The following is a 14,601-nucleotide window of genomic DNA, read 5'->3' as shown; positions in this document are numbered from 1 at the left end:
ATTCGAAAGCTCAATGGCCTATACGAGCACGAGCTGTCGCCTGTGCCGCTCGGATCAGTCCCTGATATTGGGCGTCTTTGCCAGGATACCATGGCATCCGTCCGATATCGGCGAAGCCCGGGATCGTCTCCATATGCTGCACCATGCGCCGGCGCATCGCCTCGTCCGGCAAGGGCCCGTACATGGCCTGGACATTGTCCTCGGCATGCTCCGGATTCGAGGTGCCACACAGCACCGTTGTGACTGCCGGATGCGCCATGACCCATTTGAGGAAGAACTGCGCCCAGGTCGCCGCTTCGAATTCCCGGGCGAAGTCCGGCAGCGAGCGACCTTCCACCACCTTCATTAGGCGCGCCTTTTCGAGCGGAAGGTTGATGAGGACTCCAATCCCGCGGGCTGCCGCCGCCGGAAGCAGGCGCCGCTCGGCGCTGCGGTCGAATATTGAGTAGTTCGTCTGGATGAAATCGACACCGCCACGCTCGACGAGTTCGGCGAGCTGATCTTGCGCGCCTGCTTCATGGTGGGTCACGCCGACATGGCGAATGCGACCTTCCTTCTTCCAGGCCTGCATCAACGGGATGACGACCGGCGCGTTGACGATGCTATGGCACTGCATGAGGTCGATGGTGTCGCGCCAGATGCGCAGCCTCGACTGCTCGAAGCTTGCCACTGCATGGCTTTCATCGCCGAGATATTTGCCGGTCGACCAGATTTTGTTGGCGACGAAAATCTCGGATGCCTCCGGCGTGCCCGCAAGGAACGCGCCAACGGAGACTTCCGCCGATCCGTAGAGGGGCGACGTGTCGATGACTCGGCCACCGCCCGCGACATAGCGCCGAAAGACCTCGCCGAGATTCCTGCGATCGTCGCCCGGGCGGGTGTCAAAGGTTAGGAACGTGCCGAGACCGAGTGTGGTGAGCGTCTGCTCCGTTCTCGGAATCGTTCGCGTTCGTGCATGTGTCATGGAGGCCGTCGCTGGCCCTCCTGCTTGGGCTTGGGCTTCAGCAGAAAAGAAAGGCGTTGTAGCCGCTATGGTGGCTCCCGTGCCTAGAGCACCGATAAAGGCACGTCGGCTGAAACCAGAATCCTGCTGTTCGCTCATTCGATAGTCTCCTCTATTAAAAGCTTGCCCCATACGCGTACCTCGGCGTGCCTCTGGCTGGGCGATCGAACCTCCTGGAAAAGATGCTCGATGCGGATCGGCAGTTCTCGAAGCCGCCGCTGTCAGGAGCCGGTGACGAGTGCGATCTGGTAGGCTGAAATACCCAGGCTCAGACCACGAAGTCGAAGCGTGCGAACTGACCGTCACCCGCAGGGCTGATCGTCACGAGCAGCGTTTCATCAAATATTCGATCGCGCGCATTGCTTGGCTCGCCTGGAAAGAAGAGCTGCGTCGTGAGAAGATCTCCGCCCGGACGTTGAACCCTGAAATGGAAGTGTCGCGTGCGCCCCGGATACAGCGCCGGCACGACGGTGTTGAACCACCAGCGTCCCTGCTGGTCGGCGAACTGATGTCCCCGCAAGCGGAAGCCTTGACGATCATACTCGCCGTTTTCGTCGGCTTGCCAGATTTCAACGAGGCTACGCGGCACAGGGCGGCAGCGATCATCCAGGACGTAGCCGGCGATGGTGATGCGCTCGCCGCGCGGCGCCTCAAGATAAAGATCCCGCTTCGATGGTGAGTTCGGCTTGAAGAACGGACCGGCCTCACGGGCAAGCGTGGGTTCATCTTCGTCGGCGCAGGCGCGCGTCAGCGGCAGCGACGGCGCCTGCTGCCCGAAAGCGATCGCGCCAGTCAGCGGCACGAGCGGCATGGCAAGAAAACTCGAAAGGAGCGTGCGCCTCGATGTCGTCATTGCGGAGCCTCCATCACACACCGGATTAGAACTGCCAGTTGGCCGGCACCCAGGAATAGCCTGCGTCCGTCTTGAGCATCCGACCAAGGCCCGGGAACGGATAGTGGAAGCCGAGTACGAGGAGCCGGTCTGTCGCCGCCATGTCGAAGATGCGGCGTCGGGAGGCGAGAGCGGTATCCTTGTCGCGGTCTGGCCCGGGCAGCCATGGCCGGTCGACATTGACGATCGGATGGTAGGCGAGATCCGCCGTCAACAGCAATTGATCGTTCCCGGATTGAACGAGGAAGTTTGCCATGCCGGGGGTGTGGCCGAGCGCCGGAAGCGTGGTCAGACCGGGGACGATCTCCGTGCCGGCCTCATACAACTCGATCCCGTTCGCGACGGGCTCAACACTCCGCTTGATGGCCGCAGCGAAATTGCGGCGGAATTCCTCGGGCACTGGCATATAGGAAAGGTCCGGATCGTTGCGGACGAAGAAGTCCCAATCGGCACGAGGCGCAAAGACGGTCGCCCGCGGAAATGCCTTACCGCCGTCGGCGGTCCGAAGGTTGCCGACATGGTCCGGGTGCGTGTGCGAGACAACCACAACGTCGATGTCCTCGGGCAGCAAGCCGATGGCGGCCAGGTTCTCGAAAACGCGACCGCCTTGAGGACCCATGGTCTGCCCGGCTCCGGCTTCGAGGAGGATCCGTCTGCCATTCGTTTCGATAAGAAGCGTGTTGAGATTGAGCGTCAGTCGGTCGGTCGGCAGGAAGGCGTGCCTCAGAACCTCCTGCAGTTCTACCTCCGGCGCATCGCTGGCGTAGACCCGCGGGGGACCGCCGATCAGCCCGTCGCTCAACACGGTCGCTGTGATGTTGCCGACGCGAAAGCGGTAATGGCCGGCATTTCCAGCCTGGGCCGTGGCGGAAGCGGTTTGCGCAAAGGCCATGCCGGTCGGCAGGATCAGCCCCGTGACGGCCGATGCGGCTGTCAGCATGATCTTCCGACGATTCAGTCTGATTTCACCCATAGTTTTGATCCCATCCAAATACCTGATCGCAGGTTCCGTTTGATTTCAGCATCGGCGGTGGGGGGCGCGACTATCCGTGGCGCCGCCTTGCGACTGTTTTCTAAGGATGACACAGAGCCGGCGCGCGGATAAGCTAATCAAAATGGATCAGCTTATTAAGTAGGACTTTGCAATGCGACCACTACGCCTGGACCGCCTAGAGATATTTGAGGAGGTCGTCCGCTGCGGTGGCTTTAGAGCCGCCGCGCTTGGACGGGGCGTTTCGTCGTCGGCCATCAGTCAATCGATCAGCGTGCTCGAGGAAGCGCTGGGCATCCGACTGCTGAACCGAACGACACGGAGCGTCGCGCCGACTGAAGCGGGCGAGCAGCTTCTCCAGCGACTGGGGCCCGCCCTGCACGACATCAGAACAGCGATCGACGATCTCAATCAGCTTCGCGAGCGCCCATCCGGCACCGTGCGGATCAATGCACCGGGTCCGGCCGCCGACCACGTTCTCTGCCCTCTGGCCTTTGAATTCATGAAAATCTATCCCGACATCAACGTCGAGATCGTCAGTGATGCCGCGATCATCGATATCGTGGAGCAAGGTTTCGACGCTGGCGTGCGCTTCGGGAACCAGCTCGCTCAAGACATGATCGCCATGCCCCTGGGCCCCGCCTTGCAATATGCGATCGTGGCCTCGCCTGATTATCTTCGCAAGCGCGGTCGGCCCGAGACACCGCGCGATCTCTTACAGCACGACTGTATTCGTCGTCGTTTCCCCGGCGGAACCATGGTGACGTGGAAATTTGAGAGGGACGGCGACGAAGTGGAAATCACCCCGAAAGGTCGATTGACGCTGAGCTCAGCGCATCAAGAGCTCCAAGCCACACTTGCGGGATCGGGAATCGCCCACCTGTTCGAGGACTATGTCCGTGATGATGTCGAACAAGGCAGGCTTATCGAATTGCTCAGAGACTGGAAGCAAAAGCTGCCGAGCTGGTATCTGTATTATCCGAGCCGGCGGCATACGAGCGCGGCCGTGCGGGCTTTTCTCGACTACGTCCGCGATTACAGACGGGTTCCAATCGTCGAGTAATGCTCAACTCAGAAGATCACTTTAGTCTGCGCTACATGGGATGTCGCAGGCGGCGCTGACCGCCCTATTCTCCTCGTTTGACCCGCCTCCCCGCTCGTTCGACTTGAAGCGGGGAATGCGCGGATCGTGCAGGAACTCCGCGAAATGCATATCGCTAGTAAACACCAGTTTTCCCTGTGGCTCGGGGCCATAGGGAAGCGACGTCGTCCCATTCACCTCGACTGTCGCGGCGGTCATCTGCCAAGTCCCGATGACCTTGTTCGGGGTTTGGGCCGCCACAGGGGTGGCGATGGAAAGGACCATCGCGGCCGCGCCGGCAACAAGCATTCCTCTGCGCTTGATCATGTCAATCTTCCTTTCGATCGGCGGAAAAGGCGACATCGCGCTGGGCTTCGAGCGCTTCTAGTCGCTTCGTGAGCGCGGCGCGGATATTTTCAAAGGCAGTGCTGCCCAGCGCGAGCCGCAATGGCGGATGATCCGAGTCGGCCGCCTCGATTATTGCGTCAACGGTGTTGCCGGCATCGCCGTGGATCACGAACTCACCACCAGCGACGAGCCGGCGAACCTCGCCTGCGGGCGTTTCCTCGTAAATCCCGAAGGGCTCCGCCGGATCGAGAGCTGCGCCGAAATTCGTATCGGTGGGGCCTGGCTCGGCAATGATGAAATCGATCCCGAATGGTGCAACCTCCTGGGCAACGGTCTCGACGAACCCTTCGATACCCCACTTGCTGGCATGATAAAGGCTGAAGCCCGGATATGTGATCTGCCCGCCCTCGGAGGAAACCTGGACGACACGTCCGCCGCCCTGAGATCGCAGGTGCGGTAGGCTGGCACGAATAAGTTGGATCGAACCGGTGAGGTTCGTCGCGAGCTGACGATCAATCTGCTCGTCGCTGAGTTCCTCCCCCGCGCCGAATAAGCCATAGCCAGCGTTGCTGACCACCACGTCGATCCGACCGACACGTTCGAACGCCTGGTCAATAGCTGCGCGGACCGCCCCGGTATCGATCAGGTCCAACAAGACTACGTGGAACTGATCGGCATGGGCGCTCGCGAGGTGTGACAGCGCGTCTGTGCGCCGTACGGTTCCAATGACGCGGTCGCCGCGGCCGAGCAGCTTCTCCGTCATGATGCGCCCAAGTCCGGAGGAAGCCCCCGTGATAAACCAAGTTTTCGTCATGGCATGATCCTCGATTGATTGAGGACAATGTAGCCACTCCACTTTGTTGCGATAATGCGCTCTAATCTGCATGAGCTGGTGAGCAAGGATGACCAATGGCGAGGCCGACACTGACGGATCTGGCCGCCCTTGTGGCGGTCGCAGAGCACCGGAGCTTCCGAAAAGCGGCCGACATGCTGGGCGTCTCGCGCTCTTCGCTCAGCCACGCGATCGCAGCGCTTGAGCGCAACCTTGGGGCCTGGCTCCTTCATCGGACGACCCGCAGCGTCGCGCCAACGGAAGCGGGAGAGCATCTTCTTCGACGGCTGACGCCGGTGCTCCAGGATCTTGATCAGGCCCTCGACGCAGTTGCCGAGGATGGGGCGCATCCGAGCAGCACGCTGCGCATCAATGGCGGCGAGGAAGCCATGCGCCAGCTACTGAGGCTGGTCGTGCCTGTCTTTTTAAGGCGTTATCCGCAAGTCTCGCTCGACCTGGTCACTGACGGGCGCCTAATCGACATCGTGGAGCAAGGGTTCGATGCTGGCCTCCGGCTTGCCGAAGCGGTGCCACAGGACATGATAGCGGTTCCGCTGAGCGAGGATTTTCGCTTTCTGGCTGTTGCCGCGCCCACCTACCTGGCGAAAGCCGGCCAGCCGCTCACACCAGAAGATCTGCGACAGCACCAATGCATTCGACAGCGTCTCCCGATCGGCAAGCTATACCGGTGGGAGTTTGAGAGGCATGGGCAGGAGATTGCAATCGATGTTTCAGGCGCTATGACGCTCAATCATACGATGCTCATGATCGAGGCGGCAGCCGACGGGCTTGGTATTGCTTATGTGCCCGAGACGGCGGCGCGACCATGGCTGGAAGCCGGGCGATTGATCGCACTCTTGGAAGACTGGTCGCCCCCGGTTGGGGGACTGCGGCTTTACTATTCAAGCCATCGTCATGTGCCCGCTTCCCTCCGTGCCTTTATCGACGTGATGAAAGGTGCCAGCTGATCAAGGTCGGTGCTGTTTATACTCCCCTGTCGACCACACTGGTTAAGCCAGCCGGCGGTGGCGTCGCGATCAACTTCGCATCACTAAGCTCGATGCATGTGCAGCTTCATTCCGCCGTTTCCCTGTCTTTATACGCCACAGTACGACGACCACTTTTCGGTTGTTGTAATCCCCTGATTTCTGCCTCTTCTACTCGTCCCCGATCCAGGGCCGCATGTCGCGGACCCGCAAGAGAACGGGGACGACGTGGCGGCGACTCACCAGAAATCGGAGGCAATCCTTCGCGGCGCGCGCATGTTGCGCACCGCCCTCGGGCCGGCGATCACCCGGTTTCTGGAAGACCCCGCGATCGTCGAGGTGATGCTCAACCCCGATGGGCGGCTCTGGGTCGACCGGCTTTCCGAGGGACTGTCCAACACGGGAGAGCTGCTGTCGCCGTCTGACGGCGAGCGGATCATCCGCCTGGTCGCCCACCATGTCGGCGCCGAGGTTCATCCCGGCGCGCCGCGCGTGTCGGCCGAACTGCCCGAGACGGGGGAGCGGTTCGAGGGCCTGCTGCCGCCCGTCGTTCAGGCGCCAACCTTCGCGATCCGCAAGCCCGCTGTCGCGGTCTTCACGCTGGAAGATTACGTGGCCGCCGGAATCATGGCGGCGAGCCAGGCCGAGGCGCTGCGCCGCGCTGTCGCCGAGCGGCGCTTCTGGCCGAGGTCTCGAAGACTTCGGACCGCGTCGTTCTGATCGAGGACACCCGCGAGCTCCAATGCGCCGCGCCCAACCTCGTCGCCATGCGGACCAAGGACGGCGTCGCCTCGCTCTCCGACCTTGTCCGCTCCTCGCTCCGCCTTCGCCCCGACCGCATCCCGATCGGCGAGGTGCGCGGCGCCGAGGCCCTCGATCTCTTGAAGGCCTGGCGCACCGGCCACCCCGGCGGCGTCGGCACCATCCACGCCGGCACCGCCATCGGCGCCCTGCGCCGGATGGAGCAACTGATCCAGGAAGCCGTCGTCACCGTTCCGCGCGCGCTCATCGCCGAAACGATCGATCTGGTCGCCGTCCTGTCCGGTCGCGGCTCACAGCGCCGCCTCGCCGAACTCGCCCGCATCGAGGGCCTCGGCCCCGACGGCGACTACCGCGTCACCCCCGCAACCCAGCCCCTCACAGGAGACCCGTCATGATCCAGCATGCTTTGCGCATCCGCCGCCACATCGCCACGGCGGTGTCCGTCACCTTCATCACGTTGACGCTCGCGCCCGCCGCCCACGCCTCCGGCTCGTCGATGCCGTGGGAAGCACCGCTGCAATCCATCCTCGAATCGATCGAAGGGCCGGTGGCCAAGATCATCGCCGTGATGATCATCATTATCACCGGCCTGACGCTCGCCTTCGGCGACACATCCGGCGGCGCGCGCCGCCTGATCCAGATCGTGTTCGGCCTATCGATCGCCTTCGCCGCGTCGAGCTTCTTCCTGTCGTTCTTCTCGTTCGGCGGCGGAGCGCTCTGATGGCCGACGGCGCCGATCATCATGGCGGCGAGCTGCCGGGTTTCTCTGTCCCGGTCCATCAGGCGCTGACCGAGCACATCTTGCTCGGCGGCGCTCCGCGGTCGATCGCCATTCTCAACGGCACGCTCGCCGCCGCGCTCGGGCTGGGTCTCCGCCTCTGGCTCGTCGGCCTGGGCCTTTGGGCTGTCGGCCATTTCGCTGCCGTCTGGGCCGCCAAGCGCGATCAGCAGTTCGTCGAGGTTGTGCGCAAGCATCAACGCGCACAGTGGATCGCGCATCGAGCGAGAACTTTGTGCATCAGCCCATTCGCCCGAATGTCACGTCGCCAAGTTGCTCAAGTGTGGTCCACAGCCTCGCCGCAACTTGCTGGTCGTCGGCTTTTTCAGGAATCCCGGCCCAGCCGGGTAAGCCGCCCAGCCCCATCACCCCGTTGGGGCCGTAATATCCGCCAGCCGCCGCTTGCGGCGACGTTGCCGCATACAGGGTCGGCAAGGCGCCCTGGGCTGCCGTCTGGAACATGAACGGCATGTATCGATGATTGCGCCCCTCCAGGCTGTCGGGGCCTGGGCCGTCCGGGACGAGGTTCGTGCGGGCGATGCCCGGATGGGCGGCTATAGCCGAGATACCCCAGCCTTCCACCGCACTGCGCCTCTGCATCTCGAAGGCAACCATGAGGAGGGCGAGCTTGGAGTTGTCATAGGCCGCCCCATAGTCGTAGTCCTGAACCAGTTGCAGGTCGGCAAAGTTGATAGCACCCATGAACGAGCGGCTGCTGGAAACCCAGACGACGCGCGGGGATTGGCCTTCGCGAAGCAGCGGCAACAGTAGGGCGGTCAACACAAAATGACCAAGCGTGTTCGTGGCAAAAACCCGCTCGAATCCGTTGGCGCTCACTTCGCGGCTTTTCCGCCCCATGACGCCGGCATTGTTGACGAGAATATCCAGACTTCCTCGGGACGCGCGCATACGCTCCGCAAATCCGGCGACCGAAGCGAGGTCTGAAAGATCGAGCGTCTCGAAGCGGATCGAAGCGCCGGGAACGATGCTCCTGATGTGTCTGACCGCTTCCTCGCCCCGTTCTTGCTTCCGGGACGCGATGGTTACGTCCGCCCCGGCGCGAGCGAGTTCAAGGGCGTCATGAAAGCCCAGGCCGCTTCGATCGCCCACGGGATAGCCATTGCCACCGGTGACCAGCGCCGAGCGCCCTCGCAGCGAGGGGATGTCGGCCGCCGTCCAATCGGGGATCCTCGGCAGTCCCTGCTGACGCGGGGAAACGGGTGGCCTGTTCGCCCATACGGCGACGCCGCCGCCCACAGCCGCAACAGCAAGGCCGGCCGCGCCGTATCGAACAAATGAACGGCGCGACAACCCCGAAGCTTTGGCTTTGCCAGGCCCATTCCCTCCGCGCGTGTCTGTCATTTCAGGAATCCTTCCGAGTAATGGAATTTTGGATGGTTGGGCGATGTCAGTGTTGCGAAGGGTCAGCGACGATGCACTCGTTTGCGATCAGCATGACCGGGAGCATCCGGTTGATCGTCGCCGGGTTAAGGTCAAGGTGTCACTGCTCTCCCGACGTAAAACGGTGACCACCACCTGGACGTTTCACACGAACGTCACGCTCGTCAGCTCCTGAGACGCATCCCAGAGGCGCGCCGCCACTGAGGCATCGTGCGCCTGCATGGGAGGCTTTTCTTCGGTCGGATAGCCACGCGTCCCGCCCAACCTGTCAGGTCCGTAGTAGGCGCCGTCGCGCGCTGCCGGATCGGTCGCCGCATACAGCGTGGGTAATGCGCCCTGCCACGCGGGCTGGAACAGGAACGGCAGGAAGCGGCGCGCCATTCCGGGCGCGCTCGTCTGTCCGGCTCCGTTCGGGAGCAGATCGGTGCGCGAGATACCGGGGTGGGCCGCCAGGCTCTCGACGCCCCATCCGGCCGCCTTGCTGCGCCGGCTCAATTCGAATGCGAACATGATGCAGGCGAGCTTCGATTGGCTGTAAACCGGCATCGGCTTGTAGTCGCGCTCAGCTTGCAAGTCGTCGAAGTTGATCGCTCCTTGGCGTGCCGCGACGCTGCCGAGGGTCACGACGCGTGGGTTCTGCCCTTTCTTCAGGAGCGGCATCAGATGCGCCGTAAGCGCAAAATGGCCGAGATAGTTGGTGCCGAACTGCAGCTCGAAGCCGTCGGAGGTCTCGCGACGGGTCGGTGGCGTCATAACGCCGGCATTGTTGATCAGGAGATCGAGGCTGTCCTGCTCCTGTGCGAGTTGCTCGGTGAACGCCGCGATCGAGGCGAGGTTGGCAAGATCCACCTCCCCAAACCGCACTTGTCCGCCAGGGATAGCTTTCTTGATCGCGGCCACGGCCTCAGCGCCCTTCCGCGCGTTGCGCCCGGCGATCACGACACTTGAACCGGCTCGCGCCAAGGCCAACGCTTCCTCGAAGCCCAATCCTCCAGTGCCAGTGACGACCGCTGTACGGCCGTGTTGCGGTGGAATGTTGCTTGTCGTCCATTTGGTCATTATGAAGTCCACGCCTTCTCAAAAGTTCAGCGAGACTTCGGGTGAGGATTGTCTCAACGCGCCCGCTTTTTACCTCCCTCAATAGAACGGCTACGGCATTAAACCTCCATGCCTGAATTGGCAAAAAACATGCCTATTCCTACATCCATTTGGCTGTCGAGGAATATCGAAAGAAAGTAGATGCCGACTGGCCGAGGCCATCAAGTTGGCGCGGTCAAGGCCTGCGGGCGTCCTACAAGTATGTCCACGTTGGTCAGTTCCAGCGAAATCTCCCAGAGGCGAGCCGCGACGGCTGTGTCCAGCGCTTGGCGAGGAGGTTTCTCCTGGATCGGATGGCCTCGCGTCCCGCCAAGCCGGTCAGGCCCGTAGTAAGCGCCGCTCCGCGCCGCCGGTTCTGTCGCCGCAAAGAGCGTGGGCAAGGCGCCCTGCCATGCGGGCTGATAGAGAAACCACAAGTAGCGCCGCGCGAACCCCGGTACACTCGACCAGCCCGGCCCGTTCGGTATCAGGTCGGTGCGCGAGATGCCGGGATGCGCCGCCAGGCTCTGCACGCCCCATCCGGCCGCCTCGCTCCGTCGGTTCAGTTCAAAGGCAAACATGATGCAGGCCAGCTTCGACTGGCTGTAAACCTGCATCGGCTTGTAACCGCCCTCGGCCTGAAGGTCGTCGAAGTTAATCGCTCCCCACCGCGCCGCCACGCTGCCCACAGTCACGACGCGCGGCTTTTGCCCCCTCTTCATGAGCGGCAGCAGATGCGCGGTAAGAGCGAAATGGCCGAGATAGTTCGTGCCCAATTGTAGCTCGAAGCCATCGCTGGTCTCGCGACGCTTCGGCGTTCTCATGACGCCGGCGTTGTTGATCAAGAGCTCGAGGCCATCTTGCTCCTGTGCGAGCTGCGCGGCGAATTCAGCGATCGAAGTAAGGTTCGCAAGGTCCAGCTTGCCGAACCGAACCTGCGCGCCAGAGACGACATTTCTGATCGCCGCGACGGCATCAGCACCCTTCTGGGGATTGCGTCCGGCGATCACAACGTTAGTGCCGACGCGCGCCAGGGCCAGCGCCGTCTCGAAACCCAGCCCTCCGGTGCCGGTGACGACTGCCGAACGGCCGTGTTGTGGTGGAATGTTACTTGTCGTCCAGTTGGTCATCAATCATCCTTGCCTTTTCGACTGCTCGGCGGAGATTTCGAGCGTTGATGGTTTCTACGCACCCGCCTTTTTGTCCTGTTCGGCAGGTTGCCCGAAGCGCGGCAACCCTCCATGCCGGAACCAGTAAAAGGCATGCCTGATCCTACGTTTGTGCAGCTTGCACCGCGCCCGGGGAGGGCAAGTAACGGCAGATGTCCTGATGGTGCTCAGGTGCGCACGGTAACAGGATCATCTGGCATGGCAGTACAGCTTGGCGGATGGCCTACAGTGCTGCGTCCGTGAGGCCGCTGATCATTCTCGGCCCCCAACTGCGAGCGGTGAAGCTCCAGGTCGCGAAGATTATGAAGGCGGTTGCAGCCAAGAGCACCGATGCTGCCGCAAAGCTGGCAACCGCTCCTCGATCCCGCCAGCGCGCCCGAATGAAGAGTTCAGCGACGATGAGATTGGGTACGTAGAAGAAGAACATCATGATCGCGTCGAACCAGCCGGTAAAGCCGCTCGCCGTTCCAATGCCACCGGATGCCAGGAACCAGGCGCCATATTCCATCCGGTACAGCCAGGAGCCGACCGTCAGAGCAAACAGCCTGATCGCCCAGGCACGATGCTCGTCGTAACTGCCAGCCCGGGCGCGGGCGTAGGCCATGGCGGCGCAGAGCACCATCAACGCGCCGTAGATGCCGAAGCCCGTATCCATCAGCGGGCCACCGATCGTGCCTCTTCCCAATATGAAGCCAAGCCCACCCAGACCAGCCAAGCCGGCCGAAATGACGTAGATTCGGCCCAGCCAACGATGGAGGCCGGGCACATTATCGCGCACGCTCCCGATCAACTGAACAGGTCCGAGCAACAGGAGCACGCCCCCGGCCATGAAGTGCGCGCCGATGGCTGCCGTAGAAAGCAGCGCGCTCCCTTCGTATAAATCGGGAAGAGACTCATTCCATCGATCGGCAGCTCCGCCTAACGCGACGCCGCCGAAGAAAGCGAGGATGTAGGTGGCGAAGATGGCACCGCTGATCCAACTCGCGGCCACGAGTAGCCGAGCGCTCCAGCGCAGGGCTGCACCATGAGAGCCGCCATTTGGCTCGGCCGGTTCACGATCAACGATCGATGAACTATCCGCCATGGGGATCGTCTTAAATCCTGCACTCATTGTGCGCGGCGAAGCACCATGGTCCGACCGAGTATGGCGGTGCCCATATATGCGCGAAGTTCCAGTTTTCCGCTCACCAGCGTTGCTCGAGCAGAGTGGGTCTGACCAGTTGCGCCGCTGTAGAAATTACCGCCTTCCCAGCGACCGTCAGCGGCATCCCATTTGAGGTTGGTCACGAGAACGGCTCGCTCCAGGGAGCGGCTTCTGAGGTTCGGGTCCGGATTGAGTGTGTCCTTCTTGAAGGTCTTGCCGTCGGCCTCCATCAGAAGCTTTCCGTAGAGGACCCGGGCGGCATAGGTTTCGCCGGCGTCGAACATCTCAAGCTTAAGATTGCCGTCCTCGGACTCCCAGACGCCGACAATCTGATCCGGCGAAGATGCCTGTGCGAAAGCCTCTCCAACCGGGAGACCTGTCATTCCCGTGGCGAGCGTGGCGGCCAGCAAAGGCCCTCTTACCGATTTGAGCATCCTGCATTTCCTTTCTGATGGGTTGGCGCGTGTGGGATAGGCGCGAAAGATTTCGCGCCGCCCGAAACTTCATGCCTGCGGAGTGATCCGCCGTTCACCTCGTCGAGAAAGCGCGATGTCGAACCGAGCCCACTGCTCCCGAGGCAATGCGCCGTGAAGCTACCCGCCGGCTGTACGATGGCGAATACCGATTACCGCGAATTTCCTGCCTGATCCTCCAGCTGGATTGAGGTAAGTCCTGGCCGGTGGGTTCTTGCCCAAATTCTCGACGGGACAGGATTCGAGGACCGGCACCCAGCCATCTGAAAACGCGGTCGAGCGAAGCGGACCCCTTGACACTTGTTAGGCACCTTACATATTTGCTAGGTAGCTAGCGAGATTGGAGGCGCAGCGATGGTTGAGAGGCGAAAAAGCGCGGATCGCGACCTCATCGGAGCTTGGGCAAAGCGGTGCTATTTCGCTGGCCGGGCGGTCATGGATTCTGTCCTGCGCCCTTATGATCTCGGCTCAGTGCAGTGGTACGTGCTCTACCAGCTCGCGACTGTCGGGCCGACCATGCAGCGCGATCTCGTGCGGTTGCTCGCGATCGAACGGGCGACAATGACCGGCATCGTCGCAACGCTCGTGCGCAAGGGTCTCGTCGAGCAAGAGGCCGACCGCGTCGATCAGCGCCAGAAGCTCCTGCGCATCACCGCCGCCGGCGCGACGCTTTGGGGCGACTTGCCCGATCTCTCTTTCATCCGCTCGGTCGCCTTCGACGGCGTCGACGATGCCGAAATCGCCGTCGCGGTCCGGGTTCTTCAAACCGCAACGGAGCGTCTTGAAAACCTCCTACAGAAAGGAACAGCGTCATGACAGTATTGATAACCGGCGCAACAGGGCTCGTCGGAGCCCGTCTTCTTCCGCGCCTTGTCGAAGCTGGGCTGAATTGCCGCGCGTTGTTGCGCGGCGGAAAAGAGGCGCCCGCAGGCGTGACGGCGGTGGAGGCCGACCTTCTCGATCCTGCTTCACTCATGCGAGCGGTAGAGGGCGTATCGGCGATCATCCATCTCGCCGCAGTTTTTCGCACGCCCGACACCAACCTGATCTGGAAAAGCAACCTCGAGGGCACGCGCAACCTCATCGCCGCGGCAAGGGCGCATGCGCCCGAGGCGCGGTTCATCCTGGCGAGCACGTCCAATGTCTATGACGCGGACAGCCTGCGCCCTGGCCGCGAGGACGACGCAGCCGACCCGCAACAGGCCTATCCGGCCAGCAAGCTCACCGCCGAGAACGCGCTACGTGAAAGCGGGCTGAACTGGTCGATCCAGCGGTTGGGCTTCGTTTATGGCGACAAGGACGGACATCTCGAAGAGTTGCCCCGGCTAGTCGCCAGTTTCAAAATGCATCCGGCCCAAAGGATGAGCATGGTTCATCATCGCGATATCGCCACCGCCATGAACCTTGCCCTGACCGGCGCGATGGATGGGCGCATCGTCAACATCGCGGATGAGGCGCCGACCGCGATATACGAGCTCGTCGCCCTGGTCGGCGGAACAATGGAACCGTCTTCGGAGCCGCTTGCCAATCCCTGGCGCCTCCACGTGGATGTCTCGCTTGCCCGCAGCCTCGGCTTCCAACCGGTTGTGAGGACCGTCCACCAGGCCGCACAGGAAGGCTTGATGTGATGTGCGCTCGGCGACGACTGAGAGCCCGACGAATCC

Annotated in this window: 15 protein-coding genes and 2 pseudogenes; 7 read left to right on the top strand and 10 right to left on the bottom strand. The window is 62.3% G+C overall.

Annotation, left to right across the window (positions count from 1 at the left end; translation table 11 throughout):
• Positions 1–10 precede the first annotated feature (10 nt).
• The 3 genes from OCK02_RS22335 to OCK02_RS22325 form a co-directional block, all read right to left on the bottom strand.
• Entirely contained in the window at positions 11–1,102 is a 1,092-nt protein-coding gene (locus OCK02_RS22335; RefSeq protein WP_183808112.1) for an aldo/keto reductase, read from the bottom strand.
• A gap of 169 nt (positions 1,103–1,271) precedes the next feature.
• The gene (locus tag OCK02_RS22330; protein ID WP_183808113.1) at positions 1,272–1,856 is read right to left on the bottom strand and encodes an intradiol ring-cleavage dioxygenase; all 585 of its coding nucleotides are present in this window, start codon (positions 1,854–1,856) and stop codon (positions 1,272–1,274) included.
• 25 nt (positions 1,857–1,881) lie between these two features.
• The gene (locus OCK02_RS22325) at positions 1,882–2,835 is read right to left on the bottom strand and encodes an MBL fold metallo-hydrolase (RefSeq protein ID WP_183808114.1); all 954 of its coding nucleotides are present in this window, start codon (positions 2,833–2,835) and stop codon (positions 1,882–1,884) included.
• Between the two features lie 205 nt (positions 2,836–3,040).
• Between OCK02_RS22325 and OCK02_RS22320 the strand changes: the two genes are divergently transcribed.
• Positions 3,041–3,949, top strand: coding sequence for a LysR family transcriptional regulator (locus tag OCK02_RS22320; protein ID WP_263814922.1), 909 nt, complete (start codon positions 3,041–3,043; stop codon positions 3,947–3,949).
• 21 nt (positions 3,950–3,970) lie between these two features.
• Here the strand turns inward: OCK02_RS22320 and OCK02_RS22315 are convergent, their stop codons facing one another.
• Positions 3,971–4,294, bottom strand: a complete 324-nt coding sequence (locus OCK02_RS22315) for a lipocalin-like domain-containing protein (RefSeq protein ID WP_183808116.1) — start codon at positions 4,292–4,294, stop codon at positions 3,971–3,973.
• A 1-nt stretch (position 4,295) separates the two neighbouring features.
• Positions 4,296–5,129 (bottom strand): SDR family oxidoreductase, encoded by an 834-nt coding sequence (locus tag OCK02_RS22310; RefSeq protein WP_263814921.1) that lies wholly within the window; start codon positions 5,127–5,129, stop codon positions 4,296–4,298.
• 95 nt (positions 5,130–5,224) lie between these two features.
• Here OCK02_RS22310 and OCK02_RS22305 point away from each other — a divergent pair, with 95 nt between their 5' ends.
• From OCK02_RS22305 to OCK02_RS22290, 4 genes and pseudogenes are all read left to right on the top strand, one after another.
• The gene (locus tag OCK02_RS22305) at positions 5,225–6,115 is read left to right on the top strand and encodes a LysR family transcriptional regulator (RefSeq protein WP_263814920.1); all 891 of its coding nucleotides are present in this window, start codon (positions 5,225–5,227) and stop codon (positions 6,113–6,115) included.
• 246 nt (positions 6,116–6,361) lie between these two features.
• Positions 6,362–7,290, top strand: a pseudogene (locus OCK02_RS22300) (ATPase, T2SS/T4P/T4SS family).
• Positions 7,287–7,616, top strand: a complete 330-nt coding sequence (locus OCK02_RS22295; RefSeq protein WP_183808119.1) for a TrbC/VirB2 family protein — start codon at positions 7,287–7,289, stop codon at positions 7,614–7,616. Before OCK02_RS22300 ends, OCK02_RS22295 begins: the two are co-directional and overlap by 4 nt.
• Positions 7,616–7,876, top strand: a pseudogene (locus OCK02_RS22290) (VirB3 family type IV secretion system protein); the annotation flags it as partial. The gene OCK02_RS22295 and the pseudogene OCK02_RS22290, both read left to right, overlap by 1 nt.
• A gap of 37 nt (positions 7,877–7,913) precedes the next feature.
• Here the strand turns inward: OCK02_RS22290 and OCK02_RS22285 are convergent.
• The 5 genes from OCK02_RS22285 to OCK02_RS22265 form a co-directional block, all read right to left on the bottom strand.
• The gene (locus tag OCK02_RS22285) at positions 7,914–9,035 is read right to left on the bottom strand and encodes an SDR family oxidoreductase (RefSeq protein WP_183808120.1); all 1,122 of its coding nucleotides are present in this window, start codon (positions 9,033–9,035) and stop codon (positions 7,914–7,916) included.
• A 183-nt stretch (positions 9,036–9,218) separates the two neighbouring features.
• Positions 9,219–10,133 (bottom strand): SDR family oxidoreductase, encoded by a 915-nt coding sequence (locus OCK02_RS22280; protein ID WP_183808121.1) that lies wholly within the window; start codon positions 10,131–10,133, stop codon positions 9,219–9,221.
• 200 nt (positions 10,134–10,333) lie between these two features.
• Positions 10,334–11,281, bottom strand: coding sequence for an SDR family oxidoreductase (locus OCK02_RS22275; protein WP_183808122.1), 948 nt, complete (start codon positions 11,279–11,281; stop codon positions 10,334–10,336).
• A 262-nt stretch (positions 11,282–11,543) separates the two neighbouring features.
• The gene (locus OCK02_RS22270) at positions 11,544–12,404 is read right to left on the bottom strand and encodes a DUF2306 domain-containing protein (protein ID WP_183808123.1); all 861 of its coding nucleotides are present in this window, start codon (positions 12,402–12,404) and stop codon (positions 11,544–11,546) included.
• Positions 12,405–12,427: 23 nt separating this feature from the next.
• Positions 12,428–12,898 (bottom strand): DUF2147 domain-containing protein, encoded by a 471-nt coding sequence (locus OCK02_RS22265; protein WP_114440422.1) that lies wholly within the window; start codon positions 12,896–12,898, stop codon positions 12,428–12,430.
• Between the two features lie 393 nt (positions 12,899–13,291).
• Between OCK02_RS22265 and OCK02_RS22260 the strand changes: the two genes are divergently transcribed.
• Both OCK02_RS22260 and OCK02_RS22255 read left to right on the top strand, forming a co-directional pair.
• Positions 13,292–13,753, top strand: a complete 462-nt coding sequence (locus OCK02_RS22260; protein ID WP_263814919.1) for a MarR family winged helix-turn-helix transcriptional regulator — start codon at positions 13,292–13,294, stop codon at positions 13,751–13,753.
• On the top strand, positions 13,750–14,565 hold the full coding sequence (locus tag OCK02_RS22255) for an NAD-dependent epimerase/dehydratase family protein (protein WP_183808126.1): 816 nt from the start codon (positions 13,750–13,752) through the stop codon (positions 14,563–14,565). The genes OCK02_RS22260 and OCK02_RS22255 overlap by 4 nt, the downstream gene beginning before the upstream one ends.
• The last annotated feature ends 36 nt before the right edge of the window (positions 14,566–14,601 follow it).

Source organism: Rhizobium sp. TRM96647 (genome assembly GCF_025780115.1).
Taxonomy (GTDB): Bacteria; Pseudomonadota; Alphaproteobacteria; order Rhizobiales; family Rhizobiaceae; genus Mycoplana.
Note: the sequence above shows the minus strand (reverse complement) of the source record. Positions and strands in the feature narration are given on the sequence as shown.